Origin of the sequence: Mycolicibacter kumamotonensis (assembly GCF_002086285.1) — a bacterium.
Taxonomy (GTDB): Bacteria; Actinomycetota; Actinomycetes; order Mycobacteriales; family Mycobacteriaceae; genus Mycobacterium; species Mycobacterium kumamotonense.
The window spans coordinates 147437-174157 of the sequence record NZ_MVHU01000007.1; the positions used below are offsets into that span (position 1 = coordinate 147437).

Annotated in this window: 23 protein-coding genes; 9 read left to right on the forward strand and 14 right to left on the reverse strand. The window is 65.3% G+C overall.

Going from position 1 to position 26721, the window contains the following annotated elements; genetic code table 11:
* Nucleotides 1-37: 37 nt before the first annotated feature.
* The 5 genes from BST28_RS07315 to BST28_RS07335 form a co-directional block, all read right to left on the reverse strand.
* The gene (locus BST28_RS07315) at nt 38-886 is read right to left on the reverse strand and encodes a polysaccharide deacetylase family protein (RefSeq protein WP_083080515.1); all 849 of its coding nucleotides are present in this window, start codon (nt 884-886) and stop codon (nt 38-40) included.
* 9 nt (nt 887-895) lie between these two features.
* Nucleotides 896-2203, reverse strand: coding sequence for an RNA 5'-3' helicase PhoH2 (phoH2, locus tag BST28_RS07320; RefSeq protein ID WP_083080516.1), 1308 nt, complete (start codon nt 2201-2203; stop codon nt 896-898).
* A 194-nt stretch (nt 2204-2397) separates the two neighbouring features.
* The gene (locus BST28_RS07325) at nt 2398-3225 is read right to left on the reverse strand and encodes an acyl-ACP desaturase (RefSeq protein WP_083080517.1); all 828 of its coding nucleotides are present in this window, start codon (nt 3223-3225) and stop codon (nt 2398-2400) included.
* A gap of 67 nt (nt 3226-3292) precedes the next feature.
* Nucleotides 3293-4567 (reverse strand): serine hydroxymethyltransferase, encoded by a 1275-nt coding sequence (glyA, locus tag BST28_RS07330; RefSeq protein ID WP_083080544.1) that lies wholly within the window; start codon nt 4565-4567, stop codon nt 3293-3295.
* 49 nt (nt 4568-4616) lie between these two features.
* Nucleotides 4617-5822 (reverse strand): DUF885 domain-containing protein, encoded by a 1206-nt coding sequence (locus tag BST28_RS07335; RefSeq protein ID WP_083080518.1) that lies wholly within the window; start codon nt 5820-5822, stop codon nt 4617-4619.
* A gap of 45 nt (nt 5823-5867) precedes the next feature.
* On the opposite strand from BST28_RS07335, the gene coaA reads away from it, so the two are divergent.
* Nucleotides 5868-6806 carry a type I pantothenate kinase gene (gene coaA / locus BST28_RS07340; RefSeq protein ID WP_029249338.1) on the forward strand — a complete coding sequence of 313 codons (939 nt, stop codon included), beginning with the start codon at nt 5868-5870 and terminating at the stop codon, nt 6804-6806.
* Between the two features lie 3 nt (nt 6807-6809).
* Here the strand turns inward: coaA and BST28_RS07345 are convergent, their stop codons facing one another.
* The 4 genes from BST28_RS07345 to BST28_RS07360 all read right to left on the reverse strand — a co-directional run bounded on the left by BST28_RS07345 (nt 6810) and on the right by BST28_RS07360 (nt 10024).
* Nucleotides 6810-7268: a DUF732 domain-containing protein gene (locus BST28_RS07345; protein ID WP_083080519.1), complete on the reverse strand. Its 459-nt coding sequence runs from the start codon at nt 7266-7268 to the stop codon at nt 6810-6812.
* A gap of 53 nt (nt 7269-7321) precedes the next feature.
* A complete protein-coding gene (locus BST28_RS07350) occupies nt 7322-7729 on the reverse strand; it encodes a hypothetical protein (RefSeq protein ID WP_207570051.1) in 408 nt (135 codons plus the stop codon).
* 98 nt (nt 7730-7827) lie between these two features.
* Complete coding sequence (locus BST28_RS07355) at nt 7828-9195, reverse strand: hypothetical protein (RefSeq protein ID WP_065289670.1); 1368 nt, start codon at nt 9193-9195, stop codon at nt 7828-7830.
* 7 nt (nt 9196-9202) lie between these two features.
* Nucleotides 9203-10024, reverse strand: a complete 822-nt coding sequence (locus tag BST28_RS07360; protein ID WP_029249572.1) for a (2Z,6E)-farnesyl diphosphate synthase — start codon at nt 10022-10024, stop codon at nt 9203-9205.
* 72 nt (nt 10025-10096) lie between these two features.
* Between BST28_RS07360 and trhA the strand changes: the two genes are divergently transcribed.
* Nucleotides 10097-10810, forward strand: coding sequence for a PAQR family membrane homeostasis protein TrhA (trhA, locus tag BST28_RS07365; RefSeq protein WP_019738847.1), 714 nt, complete (start codon nt 10097-10099; stop codon nt 10808-10810).
* An 11-nt stretch (nt 10811-10821) separates the two neighbouring features.
* On the opposite strand, the gene BST28_RS07370 is transcribed toward trhA, so the two are convergent.
* Nucleotides 10822-11931 carry a PucR family transcriptional regulator gene (locus BST28_RS07370; protein WP_083080520.1) on the reverse strand — a complete coding sequence of 370 codons (1110 nt, stop codon included), beginning with the start codon at nt 11929-11931 and terminating at the stop codon, nt 10822-10824.
* A 145-nt stretch (nt 11932-12076) separates the two neighbouring features.
* On the opposite strand from BST28_RS07370, the gene BST28_RS07375 reads away from it, so the two are divergent.
* From BST28_RS07375 to BST28_RS07390, 4 genes are all read left to right on the forward strand, one after another.
* Nucleotides 12077-12421 carry a sensor domain-containing protein gene (locus tag BST28_RS07375; RefSeq protein WP_133054285.1) on the forward strand — a complete coding sequence of 115 codons (345 nt, stop codon included), beginning with the start codon at nt 12077-12079 and terminating at the stop codon, nt 12419-12421.
* 1118 nt (nt 12422-13539) lie between these two features.
* Nucleotides 13540-14901, forward strand: coding sequence for a cation:proton antiporter (locus tag BST28_RS07380; RefSeq protein WP_083080522.1), 1362 nt, complete (start codon nt 13540-13542; stop codon nt 14899-14901).
* Nucleotides 14902-14940: 39 nt separating this feature from the next.
* Nucleotides 14941-16611, forward strand: coding sequence for an MFS transporter (locus BST28_RS07385; protein WP_083080523.1), 1671 nt, complete (start codon nt 14941-14943; stop codon nt 16609-16611).
* 120 nt (nt 16612-16731) lie between these two features.
* Nucleotides 16732-17295 (forward strand): PadR family transcriptional regulator, encoded by a 564-nt coding sequence (locus BST28_RS07390; RefSeq protein WP_083080524.1) that lies wholly within the window; start codon nt 16732-16734, stop codon nt 17293-17295.
* 102 nt (nt 17296-17397) lie between these two features.
* Here the strand turns inward: BST28_RS07390 and BST28_RS07395 are convergent, their stop codons facing one another.
* Nucleotides 17398-18285, reverse strand: a complete 888-nt coding sequence (locus BST28_RS07395; protein WP_207570053.1) for a MaoC/PaaZ C-terminal domain-containing protein — start codon at nt 18283-18285, stop codon at nt 17398-17400.
* A 259-nt stretch (nt 18286-18544) separates the two neighbouring features.
* On the opposite strand from BST28_RS07395, the gene BST28_RS07400 reads away from it, so the two are divergent.
* The 3 genes from BST28_RS07400 (at nt 18545) to BST28_RS07410 (ending at nt 23361) form a co-directional block, all read left to right on the forward strand.
* On the forward strand, nt 18545-21385 hold the full coding sequence (locus BST28_RS07400) for an MMPL/RND family transporter (protein ID WP_083080547.1): 2841 nt from the start codon (nt 18545-18547) through the stop codon (nt 21383-21385).
* A gap of 224 nt (nt 21386-21609) precedes the next feature.
* Nucleotides 21610-22317, forward strand: a complete 708-nt coding sequence (fabG, locus tag BST28_RS07405; protein ID WP_083080525.1) for a 3-oxoacyl-ACP reductase FabG — start codon at nt 21610-21612, stop codon at nt 22315-22317.
* A 30-nt stretch (nt 22318-22347) separates the two neighbouring features.
* Entirely contained in the window at nt 22348-23361 is a 1014-nt protein-coding gene (locus tag BST28_RS07410) for an AfsA-related hotdog domain-containing protein (protein ID WP_083080526.1), read from the forward strand.
* Nucleotides 23362-23577: 216 nt separating this feature from the next.
* On the opposite strand, the gene BST28_RS07415 is transcribed toward BST28_RS07410, so the two are convergent.
* The 3 genes from BST28_RS07415 to BST28_RS07425 all read right to left on the reverse strand — a co-directional run bounded on the left by BST28_RS07415 (nt 23578) and on the right by BST28_RS07425 (nt 26561).
* On the reverse strand, nt 23578-24024 hold the full coding sequence (locus BST28_RS07415; protein WP_133054286.1) for a hypothetical protein: 447 nt from the start codon (nt 24022-24024) through the stop codon (nt 23578-23580).
* Between the two features lie 94 nt (nt 24025-24118).
* The gene (locus BST28_RS07420; protein ID WP_083080528.1) at nt 24119-25483 is read right to left on the reverse strand and encodes a protoporphyrinogen/coproporphyrinogen oxidase; all 1365 of its coding nucleotides are present in this window, start codon (nt 25481-25483) and stop codon (nt 24119-24121) included.
* Between the two features lie 217 nt (nt 25484-25700).
* On the reverse strand, nt 25701-26561 hold the full coding sequence (locus tag BST28_RS07425) for a class I SAM-dependent methyltransferase (RefSeq protein WP_272937532.1): 861 nt from the start codon (nt 26559-26561) through the stop codon (nt 25701-25703).
* Between the last annotated feature and the right edge of the window lie 160 nt (nt 26562-26721).

Sequence of the window (26721 nt, forward strand, 5' to 3'; positions counted from 1 at the left end):
TCGATCATACCGAAAAGGTCCGACACGCGCCGCTCGGTCACGCTCCGTTGTTCGGGCCCCCCGAATTCGCCCCGGCGATGTCGGTGATCGGGAAGTTCGGCATCGGCGGCGGCGACGGCGTAGCCGGCAGTGCCGGGATGTCGGCGGCCGGGATATCGTGCAGCTCGTTGACCGGCGGGCCGTTGTCCCGACTCCCGTAGACGCTGCCCGCTGCGCGCGGACCGAGCAACTCACTGACCGAAACCATGTGGTAGCCATTGGCTTTCAGCACCGGCAGGAATTGGTAAACCAGGTCGACGGTGGACGAGTAGGTGTCATGGAAGAGCACCACCGACCCCGGTTTGATCTGCGTCATCAGCATGTACCGGGTCGCGGCGGTGTCGGCGTCATTGATCCAGTCGAACGGGATGACATCCCACAGGATCGCGGCCAGACCGAACTGGGCGGCCTGAGCATTCACCGCGTCGTCGGTGAGCCCTCCGGGCGGGCGCCACAGCCTCGGGGTGACCCCGGCGGCCGAGGCGATCGCGTCGTTGGCCCGGGCGAACTGGGCCGGCACGTCGGCCGCCGGGATGGTGGTCATGTTCGGGTGTTCCCAGGTGTGGCTGCCGATCTCCATCCCGGCGTCGGCGATCCGCTTGGCGCGGGCCGGGTCGGCGGCCACCTTGTTGCCGATCAGGAAGAAGGTGGCGCGCGCGTCGGCGTCGTTCAAGACCCGCAGCAACCGGTCGGTGTAGGGCGAGGGCCCGTCGTCGAACGTCAGCGCCACACATTTGACCACCGCGCAGTCCACCGGTCCGGCATCGGCCCGATGCACGTGGCCGGTGGCGCAGGCGCCGATGAACAGCGCCGCCAACAGGGCCGCAATGGTGGGCGGGTATCGCACCCCGGCAGCCTACGGCAGCGCGGCGGGGTTGATCTCCTCGAGCATCTCGGTGACCAATGCGGCGATCGGCGAACGCTCACTGCGCAGCAGCGTGATGTGGGCGAACAGCGGGTGGCCCTTGAGCTTCTCGATCACCGCGGCGATGCCGTCGTGGCGGCCGACCCTCAGGTTGTCGCGCTGGGCGACGTCGTGGGTGAGCACCACCCGCGACCCGGTGCCCAGCCGCGACAGCACCGTCAGCAGCACGTTGCGCTCCAGGGACTGAGCCTCATCGACGATCACGAACGAGTCGTGCAGCGACCGGCCCCGGATGTGGGTCAGCGGCAGCACCTCGAGCATGCCGCGCGACAACACCTCCTCGAGCACCGCCGGGCTGGCCAGGCCTTCCAGCGTGTCGAACACGGCCTGGGCCCACGGCCCCATCTTCTCGTTCTCGCTGCCCGGCAGGTAGCCGAGTTCCTGCCCGCCGACGGCGTAGAGCGGCCGGAACACCACGACCTTGCGCTGGGTGCGCCGCTCCAAGACCGCCTCCAGACCGGCGCAGAGTGCCAGCGCCGACTTGCCGGTCCCGGCCTTGCCGCCCAGTGAGACGATGCCCACCGATTCGTCGAGCAGCAGATCCAGGGCCACCCGCTGTTCGGCCGAGCGACCGCGAAGCCCGAAGGCCTCCCGGTCGCCACGGACCAACTGCACCCTCTTGGCCGCGTTGACCCGGCCCAACGCGTGCGAGCTACCGCCGATCAGCCGGATTCCGGTGTGGCAGGGCAGATCCCGCGCAGCAGCCAAGTCGATCTCGCCGTCCTCAAACAGCACGTCGATGTCGTCGACGGACGCCTCGACCTCGTCCATCCCGGTCCAGCCGGAGACGATGACGTCCTGGGCGTGGTATTCGTCGGCCGCCAGACCCACCGCGGCGGCCTTGACCCGCAACGGAATGTCCTTGCTCACCAACGTGACTCGTCGCCCCTCCGCCGCCAGGTTGGCGGCACAGGTCAAGATCCGCGAGTCATTGTCCTCGGTGCGGAACCCCGAGGGCAGCACCGCGGGGTCGCTGTGGTTGAGCTCAACGTGCAGCGTACCGCCCTGTGTCCCAACGGGAATCGGCTGATCAAGCCGGCCGTGTTCCAACCGCATATCATCGAAGAGGCGCAGCGCCTGGCGGGCGAACCAGCCGAGCTCGTGGTGGTGCCGTTTGGCCTCCAACTCGCTGATCACCACTAACGGGACGACGACCTCATGCTCGGCGAACCGGGTGCAGGCCCACGGGTCCGACAGCAGCACGGAGGTGTCGAGCACATACGTCCGGATATCAGGCACTAAGCGCTCCAGCGGGTGAGGGCCCGCGCGGCCCCGCGCGAGCAAATCGACGGGGCGGTGGCACCAGGACCGGAGCCGGTCCTGTCGAGTTCACGACCAGTGGTGCCGCCTAGACAGCAGAGCGTGTGGCTAGCCATCGCTTGCGACGGTACCCCCGTCGGCGCGGGCCTGCCGGGCAGGCGCGCCGGAACGCATCAGCCGATGACGAACCGCTTCAGGTCGGGGTGCGCGGCCAGGCCCCAGGCGCTGATCCGGTCGGAGATCACCCGGCGCAGCTGGTCGGGCCCGAAGATGCCGGCGTCGGCGAGTCCGGCCTGCCGATCGGCGTAGGCGTCGATGTCGGCGCCGACGATCTTGAGCTCCGCGGCCCGGGCGGCGATGGCGGCCACCGTCTCGTCGTGCACGTAGTCCAGGCAGTGGGTGATCAGGTTGGCGAAGAATTCCTCGTGGCGTTCCTCGTCGCCGGCGATCCGGCCGATCAGACCCTTGAGCACCGGCTCGTCGGTCTTGTCGGCCAGGTTGCGGCAGAACTCGGCGCACGCGCGCTCGTAGAAGGCCATGAACACCAGCGTCTCGACCTGGCTGTAGCGGTCGGCGCGGTAGCCCTTCTGCACGTGCTGCATGCGGACGCTCTCGTTGGCGTCGGGGTCGATCTCGCGGGTCACCACCAGGTACTCCCGCAGTGCGATGGCGTGCAGGTGCTCCTCGGCGGTCCACCGGCCGATCCAGCGGCCCCACTTGTCCTCGAGGATGAAGTGTTCGACGAGTTCGCGGTGATAGCCGGCCAGGCTGTCCTTCTCGATGAGCAGGATCTCGCAGGCGTCGGTGATCACCTTGGGCAGCGTGACCTGCGACGGGTCCCAGTCCTTGCCGCCGAGGAAGGCGAAGTTCTGGCCCTGCTCGAACGGCACGTAGTCGTGCGCGTACCACGGGTCCACCGTGTCGATGTGCCGGGTCAGGTTCGCGTCGACCACCGGCTCCAGCTCGAGGATCAATGCATTAGCAACGGGACGTTCAGCCATGAAAGTAACTGTAACCCGAATTCACACTATCTTGTCAACTCGGGTGCGGCGTGTCCGTCCGCCGGGCCTAGGCGAGCTTCCAGTCCTCCAGGCCGTCATAGAGCGGGAAGTCCTGCGCCAGCTTGGTGACCCGGGCCCGCAACGCCGCCACGTCGGCGGCCGAACCGGCCGCCAGCGCGGTGGCGATGACGTCGGCGACCTCGGTGAACTCGGCGTCACCGAAGCCGCGGGTGGCCAGCGCCGGGGTGCCCACCCGCAGCCCGGAGGTGACCATCGGCGGCCGCGGGTCATTGGGGACGGCGTTGCGGTTGACGGTGATACCGACCTCGTGCAGCAGGTCCTCGGCCATCTGGCCGTCGAGCGGCGAGTCCCGCAGGTCGACCAACACCAGGTGCACGTCGGTGCCACCACTGACCACCGACACACCGGCCTTGGCGACGTCGGCGGCCAGCAGGCGCTCGGCGATGATCTTGGCGCCCGAGAGCACCCGCTGCTGACGCTCGGCGAATTCGGGGGTGCCGGCGATCTTGAGTGCGACGGCCTTGGCGGCGATCACGTGCATCAGCGGGCCGCCCTGCTGACCGGGGAAGACCGCCGAGTTGATCTGCTTGGCGAACTCCTTCTTGCCGACGATCAGCCCGGACCGCGGGCCGCCGAGGGTCTTGTGCACGGTGGTCGACACCACCTGCGCGTGCGGCACCGGCGAGGGGTGCAGCCCGGTGGCCACCAGCCCGGCGAAATGCGCCATGTCCACCCACAGCGTCGCGCCGACCTCGTCGGCGATCGAGCGGAACGCGGCGAAGTCGAGGATGCGCGGGTAGGCCGACCAGCCGGCGATGATCACCTTCGGCTTGAACTCCAGCGCCTGACCCCGCACCACGTCCATGTCGACGCGGTGGGTGACCGGGTCGACGCCGTAGAAGGCGTTCTCATAGAGCTTGCCGGAGAAGTTCAGCCGCATCCCGTGGGTCAGGTGCCCGCCGTTGGCCAGGTCCAGGCCGAGCAGCCGGTCACCGGGCTCCATCAGCGCCTGCAGCACCGCCGCGTTGGCCTGCGCACCGGAGTGCGGCTGGACATTGGCGAACTCGGCGCCGAACAGTTCCTTGGCGCGGTCGCGGGCGATGTTCTCCACCACATCGACGTGCTCACACCCGCCGTAGTAGCGCCGCCCGGGCAGACCCTCGGCGTACTTGTTGGTCAGCACGCTGCCGTGGGCCTGCAGCACCGCCCGCGGCACGAAGTTCTCCGAGGCGATCATCTCCAGGGTGTCGCGCTGACGCCCCAGCTCCTTGCCGAGCAGCTCGGCGATATCGGGGTCGAGCTCGCGCAATGGGGCCGACAACACAGCGGAGGCGGGGCGGGATTTGGGCATCGCAGTCACGCGGGCCAGTCTATCGAGCCAATTCGGCCCGCAGCGACGACGGGATCAGCGGCTCGTCCAGCAACCGGCCGAACCGCTCGATGAGGTTCATCCCGGCGGGACGGGCGTCCAGCCAGCAGCGCAGCAGCCGGTAGCCCTCCACATAGGTCGAGGTGTAGGCCCGCCACAACGGCGACGACAGGAATCGCAGCATTTGGCGGGCCCGATCCTCGGTGACGAGCAGCCAGCGACGCAGGTAGTCGGCCACCTCGTCGGTGTCGCGGTGCTCGTCGTGCAGCATCAGCGCGGCGTCTTGGCGCACATCGGCCAGCGCCGCGGCAGCCTCGGCGACCGCCTCGGCCCGTTCGCCGTCGAACCGCAGCCCCAGATCGGCGTAGATCTCCGCTGCCCAGCCGCCCCAACCGGGACCGACCGCGGCGTGCAGCGCCAGGTCGGCCAGCCCCTCGGCCATCAGACACTGCGGGGTGTTGACCAAGAAGATGGTCTGCTCGGCCTGGCCCAGTCGCGTGACCAGCCCGGCCTCCTTGCGGCAGTGCTCGGTGTGATGGCCCGGGTAGGACTCGTGGGCCACCAGCCTCGGCAGATTCGACATCAACTGTTTGAGATCGGCATTGACCGCCACCGTGGAGCGGTAGTCGCCGCGGTAGTAGTTGAACCCCGACCACGGCTTGTCGGTGACGACCTCATAGGTGATGGTCTCGGTCTCCGGCAGCGGGAACTGCGTACGCACCCGGTCGCGCAGCGCCGAGGAGAAGGCGTGGATGGCCGCCTCCAGCCGCTCCGGCGGGATCTCCTCGGCGCGACGATGCGCGGCCATCCGGTCGGCCAGCGGGCCGGTACCGCCCAACAGCTCACCGAGCCGGGCGTGCGCCTGCCGGTAGCGGTCGGTGTCGCCCTTGACGATGTCGACGTCGAAGTAGTCGCGCACCTCGTCGACGAACCCGACCTGTTCCCCGGCGAACTTGCGTCCGGCGCACGCCAGCGCCCGCAGGTGCACCCGCAGATAGTCCGCCCGCGCAGGGTCGAGGCCGCCCGGCAGTACCCCCAGCAGCGTGTCGGCCTGACGGGCCAGCGCAGCCGGGTCGGGCGTCGGCTCGTTCTCGACCAGTCGCCGCAGCGCAGGATCGCCGGTGAAGGCGTCGACATAACCTGGCTCGATACGGTCGAAGCGCAGACCGAGCAACAGGTATTCACGGATCAATGCGGCGGGCTCCATACCCGATCAGGCTAACCGCAGCGGTTACTGCAAGACTGTATGGTCATGCGGCGGCTTAGCGAGCCGAGTCCATACGTGGAGTTCGACCGACGTCAGTGGCGGACATTGCGTATGTCGACGCCGATGCCCCTGACCGCCGAAGAAGTCGTGGCCCTGCGCGGCCTCGGCGAGCAGGTCGACCTGCTGGAGGTCGAAGAGGTCTATCTGCCGCTCGCTCGGCTGTTGCACCTGCAGGTCGCCGCCCGCCAGCAGCTGTTCGCCGCGACCGCGGAATTCCTCGGTGAGAACGATCAGAGCCCCGACCGGCCGGTGCCGTTCATCATCGGCGTCGCCGGCAGCGTGGCCGTCGGCAAGTCGACGACGGCCCGCGTGCTGCAGGCGCTGTTGGCCCGCTGGGATCACCACCCGCGGGTGGACCTGGTGACCACCGACGGTTTCCTCTACCCCAACAAGGAGTTGGAACGCCGGAACCTGATGCACCGCAAAGGATTTCCGGAGAGCTACAACCGGCGCGCGCTGATGCGTTTCGTCACCTCGGTGAAGTCCGGCGCCGACTACGCGTGCGCGCCGGTGTATTCACACCTGAGCTACGACATCGTCTCCGGCGCCAAGCAGGTGGTCCGCCATCCCGACATCCTGATCCTCGAGGGCCTCAACGTTCTGCAGACCGGGCCCACGCTGATGGTGTCGGACCTGTTCGACTTCTCGCTGTACGTCGACGCCCGGGTGGAGGACATCGAGCACTGGTACGTCTCGCGGTTCCTGGCGATGCGCTCCACCTCGTTCGCCAATCCGGAGTCGCACTTCCACCACTACGCCGGACTCAACGACCAGGAGGCGGTCGCCGCGGCGCGCGACATCTGGCGCTCCATCAACCGGCCCAACCTGGTCGAGAACATCCTGCCCACCCGGCCTCGGGCCACCCTGGTGCTGCGCAAGGACGCCGATCACTCCATCAACCGGCTGCGCCTGCGCAAGCTGTAGGTCTCAGGGCTGCGTGGCGGTGCCCGGCTGCGGCTGCGGCGCCGGCGGCGGCGGGAACCCGGGCGGCGGGGGGAACCCGGGAGGCGGAGCCTCGCCTGCCGGCGTGGGCGGCACATTTTCGGGAGGTCCCGGTGGCGGCGCCGCCGGGGTCGGGGTCGAGGCGGCGACCAAGGTCTCCGGGCACATCTCGTTCTGCGCGGCATCGACCACGACTTTGGAGATGCCGTCGGCGATCTTCTTGTCGAACCGGTCCCGGGCGGGACGGCCGCGCCGCAGGTTCTGGCAGATGATTTCGCCGAACTTCACCGCGCCGGACGGCGTGCTGAGTCCCGGGCTGTTCTGGTACTTGAAACCGTGCGACTCAAGGTAACTGAGATAGCCCTTCTCGTCCGCCTGGGCCGGCGCGGCGGCGAACATCAGGGTCCCGGGAATCAGCGTTATCGCCGCCAGCCGCCACATCATGGGAGAACTGTAGACGGTGGCGGCCGGGGCGACACGCTGCCGTGGCCACAAACTCAAGGCAGGCGGCGCAGCCCGCGGTACTGCGCGAGCGCGAAGAAGGCCGTGTAAGCGGCGCTCGCCAGCATCGCGGCGACGCCGAACCCGGTCAACGGCAGCACGCCGGCCTCGACAACGGCGACGGCGGCTATGGTGCACACCACATTGGCGGCGAGCACACCGACGCCGGCCCCGCGCACATCCGGCAGCGCGGACAGGACATAGACCACCGCGCCGTAGAGCACGCAGAAGGCGGCCAGAGCGTATTCATGGGCCGGGGTCAACCCGGTCAGCGCCGCCATCGGGCGGGCGGCGAACACCCCCGCCAGGCCGATGACCCCGGTGACGGCGGCGTCGGCGCGCAGGGCAAAGCGCAGCAGTGAATCGGTCGAGTCGGACAGGACCCGGGTGGTGATGGCGGTCACGGCGAACTCCCTTCAAGGTCGATGCGAACACCCTCGACATTGCTCACCAAGTGCTGCCACATCGACCCGGGATACTGCCAAGCACTGCCAAGCGCAGGTCACAGGCCTGGCGAAACCGTCACCTTGCCGCGCAGATCGGCGGCGATCACCCGGGCGGCGGCGTTTTGCCAGTTGTGCAGCGACCGCTGCGGCACCTCGGTGACCAACCACTGCCAGGCCTGCCGGGCGGTCGGATCCAGCCCGGCCGCGGTGGCATTCTGCGCGTAGGCGCGCACTCCGACCACATAGGGGAAGTGCAGGGCGTTGTAGTGGCGCCACTGTTCGGTGGTGCCGAACTCGCCGCCGTCGCGCGGTTTGAGCGCGGCGATGCGCTCGGCCAGCAGCGCCTTGAGTTCGTTGGCGCGCTCCAGCGGTGCGTCGGGCGCACCGCGGGCCGCCAACCGCTCATCGATGGCCGGCAGCGCGGTCAGCGGGCTGGCGACGAGCTTCGACAGGTCTCCGTAGTGCGTCAAGGCCCGCCGGGTCAGCCGGACGAAGGTCTCCTCGTCGACGTCGTCGAGCGGTCCGGTCGAGCGCAGTGCCAGCGCTGCCTCGGTGTCGCGCAAGGCGGCGCGGTCGGCACGCAACACCGGAGAGCGCCAGAACGCCAGCCGGTCCCAGAGTCGGGCCAGCAGGTCGACGAACACCTGAACCTCGATCGCGACCGCGATCGTGCTGAACAGCAGCACCGTCAGCACGGTCTGCGCGGTGGGTTCGCTCCGGGTCAGCACCAGCCCGATCAGCACCTGCCCGCCCAGCAGCCCCGCGATCGCCGTGGCGGCCAGAAACGAACGCAACATGTCCAGCCGCAACGCCTGGCCCTCGTCGAAGGCGTCCCAGAGCGCCACCGCCAGACCCAGCAGCAATACGTCGACGCCGGTGCTGGCCAACGCGATCCCGCTGGGCACCACCCCCAGCGGGATGATCAGGATCGCATTGGCCAGGGCGAAGAACAACGTCGCGACGATCACCACCCCGAGCACCGAGCCAGGCTGCGCGGGCCGGGTGAGGGCTTTGATCATCGCCCCCAGCGTCGATACCGAGATCACCGCGAACAACAGCCAGTGCCCCGGCCGCAACGGGCCGTCGACGCTGCCGGCCCACGCCGCCCCGGCCAATGCCGCCGCCGCGACCACGCCGATCAGCAGGGTCTCGCGTCCGCGGCCGCCCCAGCGGTCACACGGCCGGGCCAGCTCCAGCAGCACCGCGAACCAGGCCACCCCGGGCAGCACGGCCAGGTAGATCTCCACCTGGCCGAGCAGCACCGGCTGCCAGATCGCCCGCACGGCGTCGGCGGCGACCACCGCCGCGAAACCGCACAACCCGATGGCGGCATGCACCAGCACCGGCTTGCGCGGGTCACGGGCCAGCAGGTAGGTCCCGAGCCACCAGCTCAGGGTGAAAACCAGCGCCGACAGCACGACCACGCCGCACCTACCTCCCGAATCGCCGGTGCCGCACGCTGTAGTCGCGCAACGCCCGCAGGAAGTCCACCCGACGGAAGGCCGGCCAGTGCGCCTCGGTGAACCACATCTCCGAATAGGCGCTCTGCCACAGCAGAAACCCGGACAACCGCTGCTCGCCGGAGGTGCGGATCACCAGGTCCGGGTCCGGCTGGCCCGAGGTGTAGAGATTCTCCGAGATGCCCTCGACGGTCACCGCGTCGACGAGTTCCTCGGCGGTGGCGCCGTTGGCCAGCTCCTTGCCGAGCAGGCCGCGCACGGCGTCGACGATCTCGCGGCGGCCGCCGTAGCCGACCGCGACGTTGACATGCAGCCGTGGAAGCCCGCCGCCGTCGGCGCCCGTCGTCTTCGCCGCGTTCGCCGTGCTTTCCACCGCCTCACGCAACCGGCGGGCGGGCTCCTCGCCCAGCAGCTCCAGATCCCCGACGGTGCGCACGCTCCAGCGGTTGGCGGGCGCGCAGATCTCCTCGACCACGTCGGTGATGATCTCGATCAGCGCGGCGAGCTCCGCGGGGTCGCGCTGCAGGTTCTCGGTGGACAGCAGGTAGACGGTGGCCATCTCGATGCCGGCGTCGGCGCACCAGCGCAGCATCTCGGCGATCTTGGCCGCACCCATCCGGTAGCCGTAGCTGACGTCGTCGTAGCCGGCATCACGCGCCCAGCGCCGGTTGCCGTCGCAAAGCACGGCGATGTGCCGCGGCAGCGCCGACCGTGAGGCCGCCAGCCCTTGCCGGAGGCGCATCTCGTAGAGCCGGTACAGCGGCTCCTTCAGGCGCGCCGGGATGATCGCCACAAAAACCCAGACTACTGTGATCGGCAGAAGTTGCCGCGAATCGCATCCGGGAATCCACTGGAGGAAAGGTTCATGAGCACGCACCCCGACACCATTTCCGAGCCCAACCCGGGTGAGCTGCCCGCCGACATCGCCCCAGCACACACCAGACCGCGGGCCCGCGGATGGATTCACCTGGTGTCGGCGATCGTGGCGGCCATCGCCGGGGCGACGCTCATCGGGGTGACCTGGCCGCTGGCCGGACTCGAGGCAGGCTTGGCCACGCTCGCCTACACCATCTCGGTGGTCGGCATGTTCGCCGTCAGCGCCACCTATCACCGGGTGACGTGGAAATCGGTGGCCACCCGGATCCGGATGAAACGGCTCGACCACGCGATGATCTTCATCTTCATCGCCGGCACCTACACCCCCTTCGCGCTGCTGGCGATGGACCACAGCGCCCAGGAACGGCTGGTGATGACCATCGTGTGGGGCGGTGCGCTGGCCGGCGTGCTGCTGAAGCTGTGCTGGCCGACCGCCCCGAAATGGGTCGGGGTGCCGCTGTATCTGCTGTTGGGTTGGGTGTCAGCGTTTTTCATCGCGACGATCATGCACAACGCCGGGGTCGCGGCGATGGTGCTGCTGACCGTCGGCGGCATGCTCTACAGCATCGGCGCGATCATGTACGCGCTGAAGTGGCCGGACCCGTGGCCGCAGACCTTCGGCTACCACGAGTTCTTCCACGCGTGCACCGCGGTCGCGGCGATCTGCCAGTACATCGCGATCTGGTTCGCCGCGCTGTCCTGAGCCGTAGCTTTTCAGTGGCTCACGCCACGCCAGTGCAGGGCTTCCAACGCTACCGCGATGTGCACGCCGTCTTTTTCCAGTGGTCGCGGTAGCAGTTCGTTGGCGCGGGTGATCCTGCGCAACACCGTGTTTCGATGCGTGTACAGCAGCTCCGCTGTCCGTGCGGCGTTGCATTGTTCGTAGACGAAAGTCAGGACGGTCCGCTGGAGTTCAGCGTCAGCCGATTCGAAATCGCCGAGCGTCTGTTTGATGAATCGATCCGCATGTTCAGGATTCGAGCTGATCAATGCGATGAGGTAGATGTCGGTGAATATGGCGAGTCGCTGAGGTGAACCAAGACGCGCCATCATCCGCTGAACGGTTATCGCATCGAGGTGGCTGCTCCGAAATCCCTCGATCCCCGCTGCCGTCGGCCCGACCGCCATACGCACGCCGGACCGTTGATTCAGCTCGGCGGCGACACCACTCAGGTCCGGGTAACCGGCCCCGGGGAGCCACACCCATCGAGTCCGGGCATCGGCCAGCACCGACAACGCCCGCCCCTCGCTGTTGCGGATCAATATGTCCGCGACACGGTCAAGATCGGACAGGTTGGTATTGAACTCGTCACCCCAGATGACCGCCGCAGTGTGGCTCTGCCCGAACTCGTAGCCGAGGCGGTCCTCGATGTGCTTCGGGATTATCGGTGCCCCATCGATGATCAGCGCGATGGTCTGCCGGCGTTGGGCGTGCGTCCCACGGGTCAGCTCATTGCGTTCGATTCGGATCTGGTGACAGACCGCACTGACCGTCTCATCGATGAAGCTGGCCAGAGAGCGAGCTGACAAATCGAGCAGCTCGCGCAATTCGTCCGCGTCGGACGTCAATGCAAATGCGATCTGCAGCCAGTACCGCCATGCCATGTTGTGCGCGACTCGATACGCGTCGACGATCGCGGCTTCATCCAACCCGTGACGAACCACGTCACGGGCGGCGATAAGCGATTCGTCATCGAGATTGGCCGCTACCGGCGTACCCGTGTAGGTTCCACTCGCACGTGGCGGATACCAGCTCCCCTGCCTGCGCTTCTCCCGGATTCCGCTCCAGATGGCGGATGCGAAATTCCGTTCTCGGTGGCGGATCCTAGAACCGGACGGTTGTCCAGGTCGTGATCGCTCACCAGTATCGAGGCGACCAGCCTTGGCGGGAACACCAGCAGTAGTTCGGAACTAAGTAGATCTGAGACAAACGCAGACCACGTTCGGACTGTCGTGGTTCGCCAGGACTTTGCCCAATCCGCGTCCGGCCACCCCAGCGCCGAAGGCGGTGGTCGGTGACTTCTCCCGCATGCTCGGATACTGCGACGCAGGCCAACCGTTCACGACCACGAGCGGTACAGTCACCCAGCATTGGACACCCACCGCCGTCACCACCGACGCCACCGACCCGCTGAGCACGGCGACCCGGGTGGGCGCTGGCGCCACCCGCCAGGAGCCACCCGCTCGTAGCTGTTATCACGCGGCGCTCGCCCGCGCCAATGTGACCGTGGAATCCATCGTGTGCGGTGACACTGATTCCGCCGCGGCCGCCAACCAGCTCGTCGACCGGATCAGCGCCAAGCTTCCGCGCTAACCCTGCTCAGCCAAGCCCACTTTCGACTCACCGGCACGGGCGATGAAGCCTCCGCTGCAACGACACTTGCAGTTCGTACGGCCCGGTCTATGCGCCGCGCCACTTCGTGTCCGGCTGTGTCGTCGGCGCGTGTGGCGGCATAGGCCGTCTCTCGCCGGAAAGGCGATCTCTGATCCCCATCGAAGGGGCACCCCCGCTCGGTTCGGTGGGAAATGCCTGGCAATGGTGGCCGGACGCCTTGTGTCGATGATCGGACTTCCCCGCTGACACGCACGCGAGGTGCACGCAGCACTTGCAAAACAGGCCTCAGCATCTCCCCGAGGTCACATCGCCGACGCGGGCCTGCCAAACATTCGGCACGCGTTAGTATCTCGACCACGGCACGAGCATCACCGAGCCGCCTTCCGCGGCACGCACGTTCCGACCGATGTCCCCAGACCGAGCAGTCTGTGCAAGCTGACGGCCACACCGGCGGCGCGGCCGCGTTCCGTCGGCCTCAACCATCGGGGGGTGTATCTGGTTGGTCAAATTGCCCGTGCGCGGCGTCCACGTCGTCGTCTGCGAAGGCAAACTGGACATGTGCTGTCATGCGCCGCGACAGCCACTTAGCTCCCGGGCAAACTTTGACCGCCATCCTCGCTAGGCCAGAACGCCCGGCCGCGGCGTGTTCGCCAGCGCCAAATCTACACTTATGTAAATGGTCACCGCGCGGTCGCCGCCTGTGGCGCACACGTACCGCCTACGAACGCACCCTTGACCAATGCGCAGCTGGCAAATAGTGTTCGTCCAACTCAGATGAGTTGACGGCGGCCGAGGAGGCCGGGTCCGGCGCACATATGTCTGTCGAACGGGGGCGAGTCATGGCGGCAAAGGCTCAACGCGCGTGACGGCAATCTCGACCCGGCCGCGACTCGAACCGGCAAGGCAAGTAATTCAACGCCGCCGCCTCAAGGGCATATCACCCTCGACCCCAGTCACCCGAGTGTTTGTGATGTCACGTCCCGCCTTAAGGGCCCGCCCGATGGAAGGCGTCCGTACTGCCCAGCCAGGGTCACGACGACTGGCGCCACTGAGTTGAAGACCCGCAGCATAGTGTCCATTTTCCGATCGGAAACCACATGCCCACACTGCTCGAGATCACGACCCACTTCTTCCTCCAGATCGCCTTCATACTTGTAACGTTCCGATTGCTTTGGCCCCTGTTCCGTCGACTGGGCCAGGTGCAGGTAGTGGCAATCATGGTGGCCGGCTTCCTTCTTGGCCCTTCGGTATTGGGCTGGGTGTGGCCTTCCGCGCAGCAGTGGCTGTTTCCCACGAAAATAACGGTTGGCGCCGAGACATTTACACATCCCAACCTCACCGCCATCTACGTTGTCGGCCAATTGGGTCTCGTGCTCTATATGTTTCTGGTGGGGGCCTCTTTCAAGCTGGAGATCCTCAGCGCCCATATGCGGCAGGCTGGTGCTACCTCGGCTGCCGGTGTGGGGATTCCGTTAGTCCTGGGTGGTCTCACCGGGTGGTGGCTGGTCAGTCTCGGCGGCTACTTCACCGGCGACGTCGTGCCCTGGCAGGGTGGTCTGTTCGTTGCAGCCGCTGTTGCGATCACAGCTTTTCCCATGCTGGCGTGGATCATCTACGACTCCGGCCTACTCAACACCCGGCTCGGAACCATGTCACTGTCATGCGCCGCGGTCGACGATGCCTGTGCCTGGGTACTGCTTGCCACGGTCGTCGCCACGACGAAAGGGAGCGCGCTCGGAGCCATCCTGGCGTTGGGTGGCGGTCTGACCTATCTGCTCTTGATGATTTACATTGGCCGGCCGCTACTCGCACGGCTGAATACGTGGACTCCCAGCCGTAATGACGTCGAGCGGACCGGCGGAGTGCCGATCGCGCACCTGTGCATCATTCTCTTGGTTGTGCTGACGGCGAGCTGGTTTACGGACTTGGTCGGCATATACTCGGTTTTCGGCGCGTTCGTCGCCGGTGCCGTAATGCCACGCGGTGCGCTACTCGATGCGATCCGTGAGCGTTTCGAGCCGCTGGTGGCCTACCTGTTGGTTCCGGCGTTCTTCATCTATTCGGGTTTGAACACTGAGCTCTCACTTCTGCTCGATGGGCCCACTCTGCTTATGGCCGCAGTCGTGCTAGTGGTGTCCTTCGCCGGCAAGTTCGCAGCCGTGGGGCTCACTGCCCGTTGGCAAGGAATGAGTTGGAACGAGGCCGGCGCGATGGGAGCGCTCGCCAATGCGCGTGGCCTGATGGAACTGATCTTGCTGAACATCGGTCTCGAAGCGGGTTTGATCACAGGCAAGCTCTACACGATCCTCGCCATCATGACGATCATCACCACGTTCGTCGCCGGTCCGCTGCAGCGTCTCTTCGAACGCCGGCTCAAGAGATCCGGATTGGTCTTCGGACCCACGGGTGAGGAGCCACATCATGGCCTATCAAGTCCGTCGTCGGCGACCGCCCCTTAAGCCGAGCACGCTCGCGCCGCGGATGGCTGGGAGTCCTCCATGAGCAATGTGCCTGTACAAGGCCGATTCTCGGCCAGGCCCGTGGCCGGTATCTCTTATGCGCATCCACGAGCCTTCTGGTTCGGCGTCGCTACGACAACCATCGGTGTTCTGCTCCAACTCCCTGACTTCTACGCGACTCGCGATATGGGCTATCACATGGCAGGGATGCCCGTGAGCCTCAATATGAGTATCGGGATGGCTCTGCTGTTCCTCGGGGTAGCGGTGACGGCATATGGCTTGTTCCCGACTGACACGATCAGAAGACGACCCGCACCGATCCGTGGCGTCGGCCCCCTCGACGGCGCGCCGTTGCGAAGAGCTCATATCGCTCTTCTGATCGTCGTCGGGGCCGCCGTCACGATCGATGTGATGAAGCCGGTGTCTCTGGCTTTTGTGGCTCCCGGTGCTGCCGCAGAGTATGGGCTTCGCGGGCCGCTGAATCCGACCGCGGATGCGTTGTCTATCGGGTGGTATCCCCTCTCGGGAATCGCCGGCACTATGATCGGATCGTTCATCTGGGGCTGGATGGGCGACCGGATAGGGCGGCGTGCGTCGATTCTCCTCGCCGCCATCATCTTCATCGCCACCTCCACCTGCGGCACGATGCCCGAGTACTGGATGAATCTCCTCACGTGTTTTGTGATGGGCCTCGGCGCGGGCGGCATGCTCCCCATCGCCTTCGCTTTACTGTCCGAGACGATGCCGAGGAAACACCGCGGATGGATGCTGGTCCTCGTCGGCAGCGATATCGCCGGCGCATACATCATCGTGAGTTGGTTGGCGGCGACATGGGCCTCACCGGAACACTTCGGGTGGCGGCTTCTATGGCTTATCAGCCTTCCGACGGGCCTTGTCCTGCTGCTGTTGAACCGGTGGATACCCGAGTCGCCCCGGTATCTGCTACAGCAGGGACGCCAAACAGAAGCTCGCGCAGTGATGGAACGGTACGGAGCGGTCTTTGAGCCGACCACCACCGCCGATGCTGTGGATAGTGACGGTGAGTCGCATCCGACTAAGACCGCCGTACGGAGCTTGCTGGGTCTGTCTGCCGCCATATTGCTACTGGCGCTGAGTATCGGGGTGACGCAGTACGGGTTCCAGCAATGGATGCCGTCGAACCTGCAGCGGCTAGGTCTATCTGCCGTGAATGCGAATTCGACGTTGCGTGATGCGGCGATGATCGGATTTCCGCTGAGCATACCGATAGGGTTGATGTACGGCTTCTGGAGCAGTAAAAAGACGCTGCTGTTGATCGTCGCCCTGATGGCGTCGTCCTTATCGGTTTTCGCGATCCTCGGCGACCAGGTCGCCACCAATTCGGTATGGCTGCATGTACTTCTCGTGATTCCCATCTGGGGTATCAGTGCGTTCAACGCGGTGCTGATCGCCTACACGGCTGAGGTGTACCCGACCGCTATCCGTGCCCGTGGCAGCGGCATTTCTGCGGGTGCGACGAAGGCGGGCGGCGTGCTGGTCTTGACTCTCGCCGCAGCGGCCGTCGCCTCGCCCTCAATTCGGGTCACAGCCGCCTTGGGCGTGGTGCCGATGCTGCTCGCGGTGATAGCTCTGGTGAAGTTCGGGCCGGAGACGAGAAACATGCGCCTCGAGGGCATTACCGACGTAGAACTGGGGGTGTCGAACCGCCGTGTCGAACCGGCTACCGAGTGAACGCCTGTGCTGGGCCACGACAACTGTTGAGGACACCACTTCGGGCCCCTACGGACAGGGTGCCACTCTCGCACCGGTCAGCGTCGATACTGATCGGCACCGACTGAGAACCGGCCTGGCATGAGCCTGCGTATCGCGGTGTTAGGGCTGCTATCCCAGCAGTCGGGCAGTGGCTACGACCTTCTCAAGCGGTTCGAGGAATCGTTGGCCAATGTGTGGCCGGCGACGCAGAGCCAGCTTTACGGCGAGTTGCTCAAGCTTGCCGACGCGGGGATGATCGAAGCGAGTGCTGTCGGCGCGCGTGGGCGTAAGGAATATCGAATCCTGCCGGCGGGGCGGGCCGAATTAGAGCGCTGGATGACCGATCCGCTGGGCGATCCTCCCTTCCGCAGCGCGCAGCTCCTTCGGCTTTTCTTGCTCAGTGAGGTGTCACCTGACCAGGCCCGTGCCTATGTCGGCGCCATCGCTGAACTGGCCGATGCCGAGATCGATCGCCTGGGGAAACTGAAGGACTCGATCGAATGGTCGGAAGGTGACAGCCACTTCTATGGTCGGGCAGTGCTCGAATACGGGTTACGTATGAAGTCAATGGAAGCCGACTATGCGCGTTGGCTCGCCGAGGCCATTGCCGATCGGCACCGGAGATCTCGGCGAAGCGGCGGTACTCGCCGCAAGACCTCATAGGCTGCCCCTTCAGACTGCCTCGGAAGTCCCCTGTGCGCGCCGCGCCTGCTCGACCTTCGACACACGCGGCCTTCAGCCCGCTCGGCCGTACCGATCAATCAGTCACGGACACAATTCGGCCAACCCATCGGTGATAACAACATCCTTGCCGCGCATCGTCTCGAACACGTAGTCGTGCACCGTAGCCGTCTCGGCCTCAGTCCGCTTCCAAAGCCTGGTTTCCAGGTCGTCACCGGGGCGCACCATGTTGGAGAACCGCACGGCGATCCGCTGAAGGCGGGTAACATCCGCACCGCACACCTCGGTGAGGATGGCCCAGGAAGCGAAAGCCATCGTGCACAAGCCATGCACAATGATGCCCGGCAACCCAGCGTCGATGGCCACGTTTTCGTCGAGGTGGATCGGCATCTGATCACCAGAGGCCGCCGCGTACCGAAACGTCTGGTCACGATCCACATGCTGTGCGACGCTGGCGACGGGTGGCCGGTCGCGAACGCTTTCCTCAAGAGCGTGATGAGGGCCGAGCTCGCCCACCGGCTCCCCCGCGTTGAAGCCCAGCACGAGGATCGTGACGTACTGCTCGGTCACGAGAGCACCCGCGTCCGTACGCGTTTCGAGCATCATCACCATCCGGGTCCCTTTTTGAGCTCGGCGGCCCTTGCGCATGCCCTCGTAGCCGATCATCCTGCCGCGCGAGGCCAACGTGTCACCGGGTCGGATCGGCCGGTGAAAACGAATGTCATGCGCACTGTGCAACACTCGCGTGAACAGCTCGGCCGGTATCGCGTCGACACCAGCCGCCATCATCGTCTTGAACACCGGCACAACAGCAAACACCGGAGGTGCCACCTCCCCGGCCAGGTGAGCGGGGATCGGGTCGTTGGTGGCGGCCGCGTAGGCCGCGATCCGCTCGCGAGTGACAACCAGTCGTTCTTCATCGGTCCATCGACCGACACGACGGGCGTCCAGCTTTACGTCTTCGCCCACCAAAACCCCTTCGCAATAAGATTTTACGCTGTTGTAGATTCGGGAGCGCCGATCCCGGTCGGGCTCTGGGCTCGCCTCGTTAGCGCCGCCGCTTCGACCCCTTCAATCATGGAGCTTGCCATCCAAACCCACACCTAGAAAAGCGGCAAAGACGTTATGATCCCCAGCAACAGATCCTATCTGCGATAGGACCGTTACGGGGGGAGTCGCATTGCTTCGAGGGCGGGCCGGGGGTGCAGCCGGCACCGCGATCGCAACGCTGCTGGGCCCCCTTGCGCGTTTGTCCCGTCGCCACGCCGGACTCGTCGTCTTGGCCTGGATCGCCGTCGCGGCGGTGGCCAACGTCCTGGTGCCGCAGCTCGAGCGAGTGGTCGAGGCGCGCTCACCATCGTTCATGCCCACAGACGCACCGAGCGTGATCGCGGCCGATCGCTCGGCCGCGCTTTTCGACGCGCCGTCGAGTAACAACCTCGTCTACGTCGTACTGGAGCGGCGGGATCCCCTGCAGCCCGCAGACCGGCGTTACTACGACGCCCTGGTTACTGAGCTGCGGTCCGACACCGAGCACGTGCAAGCGGTCACTGATCTCTGGTCGGCGCCTCTGAGTGCGGATGCGGTGCAGAGCAAGGATCGCCGGGCGGTCAACCTGATGGTGCGGTTGACAGGACTGCTCGGCACCGCGCAGGCCAGTGCATCTGTCTCCGCGATCCGGGAGGCGGCGGCCGAACTCGGCCCGCCCGCCGGTCTGCGCGTATATGTCACAGGTCCCGGCGCGACGCTGGCCGACGAGTTCGCCGCCGTCGACCGCCAGATGTTGCTCATCACCGCCGCGACCGTGGTAGTGATCACGCTGCTCCTACTCGTGGTCTACCGCTCGCTGGTGGCTATCGCCATCCCGCTGATGGCGGTCGGGCTGACTTTGGCCGTCGCGAAGGCCGTAGTCGCCGCGCTCGGCAATCACGGTGTCCTTGAGGTGTCGCTGTTCACTGTGGCGCTCATCGCCGCGATGATCCTAGGGGCCGGTGTCGACTACGCCATCTTCCTGATAGGTCGCTATCACGAAGGCCGTCGCCAGGGCATCGAACACGAGGCGGCCTTGATCGCCTCGTACCGCGCTGTCTCACCGGTGATCGTCGCCTCCGCGCTGACCATCGCCGCGGGGCTGTCCTGCCTGGGCCTGGCGCAGATCAGCATGTTTCGAAGTATCGGGCTGCCCTGTGCGATAGGAATTCTCATCGTGGCGCTTGCCGCGCTGACCTTGACGCCGGCACTTATTCAGATCGCCGGTCGGCGCGGACTCTTGGAACCCAAACGCGCTGTCATCGCCCGACGTTGGCGGCGCGTCGGCATCATGCTTGCCCGATGGCCGGGTCCACTCTTCGTGGTGAGCGCCGGGTTGATCATCGCCCTGACTGTGCCGTTGATCGGTATGCAGGTGAATTGGAATGAACCAGCCGCAACGCCCGACGATGCCGAATCGAACCTAGGCTACGCGGCGATGGACCGGCACTTCCCGCCGAATCAACTGTTACCTAACGTGGTCACCGTTGAAGCCGACCACGATCTACGTAATCCGGCCGGGTTGATCGCCATCGAACGGGTCACACGCCAGATCATGGCGATTCCCGGGGTGCGCATGGTGCAGTCCGCCAGCCGCCCGGCGGGCACTGTCCCCGCGGAAGCGAACCTCACGTATCAGGCCGGGATGATCGGTGACCAGCTGAATGACGCCATTAACTCGCTGACGAACCGGCTCAACGGAGTCGCCGGCGACCTCGATGCCGCCCTGGCTCAAGTCGGCGCGGCAGTGGACCAAATGGGCGGGGCGATGGCCGGCGGGGCGGACGGCATGCGCGAGATCGGTTCGGCCGCAGACGGCATGCGCGCCGGAGTGGACGGCTTGAGGGACAACCTCACAGTCGTCTCCGGTTACCTCGACCCATTGCGCAACTTCAAGAACGGCATCCCGGACTGCGCGGTGAACCCGATCTGCTCCTTGGTGGCGAAGGTCGTCGACCCCGTCGACAGCTTGGTTCGAAGCTCGACCGACTTGTCGGCTGGCACAGTACGGCTGACAGCGGGGTCGAGCACCGTCACCTCTGCCCTGGCTGCGGTGCCGCAGACGCTGCAGCAGATGCGCGGCACCTTGGACCAAGTGCAGGAGGCGACCAGAGGGCTACGCGGCGCGATCGGCGCCATATCGCCGCAGATGCGCCAACTCACCGACTACCTCAACGAGATCGACCTGAACTTCGAGGGCAGTGCTGCAGGTGGGTTCTACATGCCGAACCGCGCATTGGAGGACCCTCGATTCCGAGAAGCGCTCAAGGCACTCGTCTCACCCGACGGCCACGCCGCTCTTCTGCTGGTGTTCAGCCGCGGGCAGGAGTGGGGCGTGGACGGCGCGCATCATGCCGCGCAGATTCAGGCCGCGATCGACGAGGCCACCAAAGAAGGCACCCTCACTCCGTTGTCGGTGCAGCAAGTGGGAGTCGGCCCGACCACCCACGATCTGCAGGCGCTGCTTCGCGACGACGTCATCCTGCTGGCGGTCGTGACCGTCGTCTTGATCTTCCTCATTGTCGCCGTGATGCTGCGCAGTCCAGTCGCTGCTGTGGTGGTGGTGGGCACCGTGATCGTCTCCTACGGATCCACGCTCGGGGTCAGCGTGCTGATCTGGCAACACGTGCTGGGTCAACCACTGCACTGGATCGTCGCGCCGATCGCCTTCATCGCCCTGGTGGCTGTGGGCACCGATTACAATCTGCTGCTGGCGATACGCATACGCGAGGAGGCCTGGGCCGGTATCAATACCGGGCTGATTCGTGCCTTCGCCGGCACGGGCGGAGTGGTCACCACCGCCGGAATCATCTTCGGCATCACCATGTTCGCGATGCTGGGCAGCACCGTCCAAAGTATCGCCCAGATGGGTTCCACAATCGGTATCGGACTTCTCCTGGACACGCTGATCATCCGCACGGTTCTGATGCCGTCGATCGTAGCGTTGCTGGGCCGTTGGTTCTGGTGGCCTAACCGGGTCACCGCACCGCGCACTGGCTGGTCCTTCCGCCGGAAGCTTGCAACCACACAACCACCCACGTGATCGATCTCATTGCGCGTCAACGACTTCAATGCGGCGGCAGCAGACAACCGCCCGCTGCACCCACGACCCAAAACCCCGCGCTGGCGCCTTCAGTCCGATCCTCAGCCGTGGCGGGCTGACTGAACGGTGAGCGCATTCGGCAACGATGAGTGTGCGATGCACCTAAGACGAACGGAGGATCGCAGTTGACCAAGCCAGTAATTCGACCACCAGGGTGCGCGCTGGTGACCGGCGCTTCAAGAGGCATCGGGGCCGAAACCGCGCGACAGCTCGCACGCGACGGATGGCCCGTCGCCGTCAACTACCACAGCAACGAACGCGCAGCGCAGTCAGTTGTCGAGGAAATTGCGCGCGAGGGAGGTCGCGCAGCGGCATTCGCCGCGGACATCGCCGACCGGCAAGCGCCGTCGATATTGAACGACGCGATCGTCGCCGAATTCGGCGTACCCATCCTCGTACTGGTCAACAATGCGGGCATCGCCCGCGATCGCCTCACTATCCACTTGGAGGATGACGACTGGGACGCTGTGGTGGACACCAATCTGGGTGCAGCGTTTCGCATCACACGTGCCGTTCTCGCCGACATGCGCCGGGCCCGGTTCGGTCGAGTCATCAACATTGCGTCCGTCGCCGGCCTACGCGGACGCCCCGGCCAGGGTAACTACGCGGCTGCGAAGGGCGGTCTCATCGCCTGGACGAAAGCAGTTGCGCTCGAGGTCGCTCGCCGCGGAGTCACCGTCAATGCGGTCGCCCCAGGCTGGATCGAGACCGACATGACTGCTGAGGTCCCTGGAGACCGGCTGGATCGCATCCCTGCTCGTCGCGTCGGCCTGCCGCGCGAGGTGGCTGCCTGTGTAAGGTTTTTGGCGTCGGAGGAGGCGAGTTACGTCACCGGTGCAGTGCTGCCCGTGGACGGAGGATTGAGCACCTAACCGCTCGCCCCGGTGTTAAAATCTTGTTCCATGACGTCATCCTCGTCGCTGTCGGACGTCGTAAGAGACGCCGGGCTCACATTCGACCAAATGGTGCCGCGCGGTCTGGTCCATAAGCGAGCAATCGAGGAAGTTCTGCTCTGCGACTACAAGCAACTCGGGCCCAATGAGTATCTGGTGGCGGCGCAGCTGCCACGATGCCACAGCTACTTCAGCGACGTCTGCTTGCCGTACTACGATTTCACGGCGCTCGGTGAGGTGATGCGCCAGTCAGGTCTTCTCACTGGTCATTGCTTCCACGACGTCCCGCCGGGAACCCATTACATCTTCCGGAAGGTCTCCGGCAAGAACGAACGCGAAGACGTCGAAACCATGCGCATCGGGGACACGCCGACCGATCTCCTTGTCCACTACAGCGTTCGGAACTTGCGTCTGCGCCGCAACCGGCTGACGTCCTTCGAGGCTTTCGGACAGATGTACGCCAACGGAGCATACGTAGGCAGCGGCTACGGGTTCTGCCAGCTGCTGCCGCCCGACAGCTACGGCGCCATGCGAGACATGATGCGCGACCCCGAGGGGGCGGCAGACCGAACGACGGAGTCGCCGGACCCCGTCTCGGTCGAGCCGCTCGATCCTGTGATGGTCGGAAGACGCGACGTACGCAATGTCGTCATCGGCGCGTTCGCGAGCGGCGACACTCCTGATACCTATACAGCCGGACTCGTGATCCGACCAGATCACAGGGTCTTCTTCGACCATCCTCAGGACCATGTCCCTGGCCCGCTTCTTATTGAGGCCATCCGTCAGCAAGCGCTCCGCGCAGCATGCGTGCACCACAACCTTCACTCGGAAAAGGTGTACATCGCCAAGGTAGACATTGAGTTCAGTAGCTTTCTGGAGCTCGACGCACCGACGGCCGTGACCGCTAAAGTTGGCGCGCTTCGCCGCTCGCCTGACGGCGGAGAACTCACCGTCACGTTGACCATCGGTCAAAGCGGCACTATCGCGGCGGAAAGCGCATTGACCGTCATCGCACTTGATTGACTGGAACGGATTGCATGACTCGTATGGTCGCTCAGCGCGACCGTTCGGAGACGTCTTGACGTGACTACCCGCCCGGTTTGAGGTCAAAGGCGCTCGGTGGGCCCATAGGCGCGCTGGGCCCACCGAGGTTACCGCCGTGCTACCGGGACTTCCAGGATTACTTAGTCGTGCAAACTCATCATCAGTGCTGACGATTTCCAGAGAGCCGGCGAGCACTCAGGACGAGGTACCGGCGCTCGCCGCTTCGCCGGTCTTCACGGGCGGGAACCACGGCGCTCCGCGCAGCGGGCGATAATCCGCGATCGGGAACGCCGCGATCGCAGTGAAGATCAGCGCGGCATACACGCCGTATTCCCGGGTGGCGTTCTCCGGGAAATTGAAGAGCAGCCACACGAAGAGCAGCATCGAGATGACGTTGAGGAGGTCGGTTCCGCCGATGATCGACACATCGGGACGCATGAAGCCGTACTGGCCGCCTGTGACCGCCGTCAGGATGCCGAAGGCACCGCAGATGAGGAAATACAGGGCCGCGACGGTATTGAAGTCCCAGCCGTTCAGGTGCGCGCCGTCGACAGCGGCCCACGGCAGGAAAAGGGATGCGATGACCAACGCTCCGCCGACGCCGGAAGCCACTCGTTGCCATACAGGGGTTTTCGCTACCATGTTCGTCCTCCGTGTGATTGTGACGGCTGGTTCGCCGCCGCTTCCTCAGCACCGACTCTCGCTGCTGGTCGCACCATCGATCGGTAGTTCCTCATCACTTGGCCGCCGCCCCTAGCGTCCTTCGCCTATTGGTGCTGACGTCAGCTCCTGGCGGGGTGGGTATCAATCGCTGAGCGGCGTCGTAGCCGGATCTGAAGCACGACTCGATCGAGACACCGCGCAGGTAGTCGCCTGCCAGCAACAGGCCTGGGAGGCTTCCGACGTGTTCATCGACGGTTCGGAGAAACGCCGGATGGTCGCTGAGGTGAGCGCAGTACGCGTGGTCCCAACGTCGAGACACATAACCAAGACGGTCTTCGGCGCTCACAGGTATGTAGCGGTCAAGGCAAGCTTCGCCTTGTGTGAGCAGTTCTTCGCCGTCGGCACCTCGGGCCAGCAGGCGGCGAGCCGTGCGTCCGCTGAACGTGTAGCGCACGAAATCACGATCATTCACGCCGTACACACCGGCGTTGCTCACCGGCTCTTCCTTCCCGAAGACCAGCGCACGCACCTGCTCGGTGAAGATGTCACGCGCATAGTGGGCAACGACCACCGCACCGGGGAAGTAACGGACGTCGTCCAGCCATTCGGCAAGGGTCGGCCGGTGGGGACGTATGAGCTCAGCGGCAACGAAGGCGGGAGTGGCGATTACAACAGCACCGTAGCGCCGGTCCTCAGGTGGTTGGCCGCGTGTCTGTGTGCGAATGCCCGTGATGCGATCGTCTTCGACAAGCAGACTCAGGACGCGCGTCTCAAGATGTACGTCGTGGGTGGCGGCGAACGATTCGAGAACGGGCCCGAATCCGTTGCTAAGCTGGTCGTAAGAGTCGAGGACCATACCGACATTTGCATTGAGCGTTCCGACGTAGAGCTCATCGGGCTCCGCTCCATTGGGACGAATGGTCAAAGAGCGCAGCGTGGCGTCGCAGAACTGGGCGCCGAACCGTTCAGTGAGTACGCGGTCACCCCGCCGCGTCCTGCGCTCAGCGTAGCGAGAGCCAAGGTACCGACGTGACTCGTTAAGACGCACTGCCGCAACAATTCTCCCGAAGCGCATGATATCGCGCTTGGGAGCTCGGGCGATGACATCGGCGAAGCCCCGCAGCTTGCGGCTGCTGTCGAACGTACGTAACGTGCCGTTCTCGACTCGCGATGAGTTGATGCCGAAGTATTCGTAAGGATGGTCGCCCATTGCTTCGGTGAACTCGCGGAACATTCGATAGGTCTTGCCGATGTTCTTGCCGCCGTAGGTGATTTCACGACCATCAAGTGTGGTGACTGCGCAGCGCCCCCCGAGAGCGGGTTGGGCCTCGAATACTTCAGGGCGTAGACCCGCTCGCTGGAGAAAGTAGGCGGTGGCGATTCCTGCCATACCGCCGCCGATGACAGCGACACGATCGTGGTCGTCTGACAGCTTCACTGAACCGAGCCTAGCGCTGTCACGTAGTGGCGTCCTCGAATTGCACCAAACGCAGGAAACACGGGGCCAGTCGGCGATTGAATGAATCCGGCGATAGGCCCATGAGTCTGACCAAGGGTCGCGGTGGCTGCGCAGTCTCTGCTGTGCACGAAGATCTGCGTAGCACTCCGCTCAGCCGAATCAAACGCCGTGACGCGGCATCGGTGGTGGTACTGGCTCACTCGCCGGCCTGTCGGGACGCGCGCGGTGCAAGTTGGACGACTCCCGACCACGGAATGCGGGAAAGCTTACGCGGATTGGGGTCGGGAAGGTATCCGAACGGGAGGAGCATGAACGGCAGCCGATTCCGTCGTCCGGCTTCTTTGAATATTGATCGCACTTCCTCGACGGACCAATCCTCTCGCTCGAAGAATGCGACGCCTTCTGCCGGCCCGAACTTCATCGGCGCCCTGTCCAAACTCGGCATCTTTCGCATCATGTGCCGCACGATGAACGGACTGAGCAGATCGGTGATCCACGAGCGAATCTCGTCACGGTGCAGATCCTGCGCGAGACCGCGCACCTGGCCCGCATCGAGATAGAGAATGAGCCCTTCGGTGATCACCAAGGCGTTGCGGGCGCCGCCGAGCGCGTCGTTCAAGAAAGCGCGACGGCTGGCTGTGTCGGCAAGGTCGACACCTACCGAAGACATTCGACACCGGGGTGTTTCGTCGGCCAACAGCCGCTCTTTCTCGGCTATGAGCTCAGGGGTGTCAGCTTCGATCCAGTCGATCCCGCTGGGCAGATCAAGCCGGTAGGGGCGAGTGTCGAACCCAGCCGCGAGGTTGACCACCCGGTCGCAGCCTCCGCCGACGGCTTCGGCGACGAGGCGATCTATCAGGATAGTGCGGGTTACCCACCACCAGCCGTTGCGTGCCATCCGGGGCGCAACCGCGGCGATGGCGCGACCATGTTCACCGGCGAGGCGTTCAGCGAGCGGGTCTTTGAACAGCGCGTCGTGACGGGCGGACTCTGCAGCTCGATATACCGCCATCCACCTAGCCGTGTCGGAAACATTCGAGATCGGGGACTCGGGCACAAGCTGCCTTCCTTGTCGAACCCTAGGCGGCGACGCTGGCGATCCGTGGAGTTGGTCGCTGACCGTGGGGATGGTTGTTAGGCGGCTTCGGGGCCGCTTCCGGCGGCGACGACGAGAACGTTGTTGTGTCCGCCGAATCCGAAGGAGTTGCTCAGGCCGA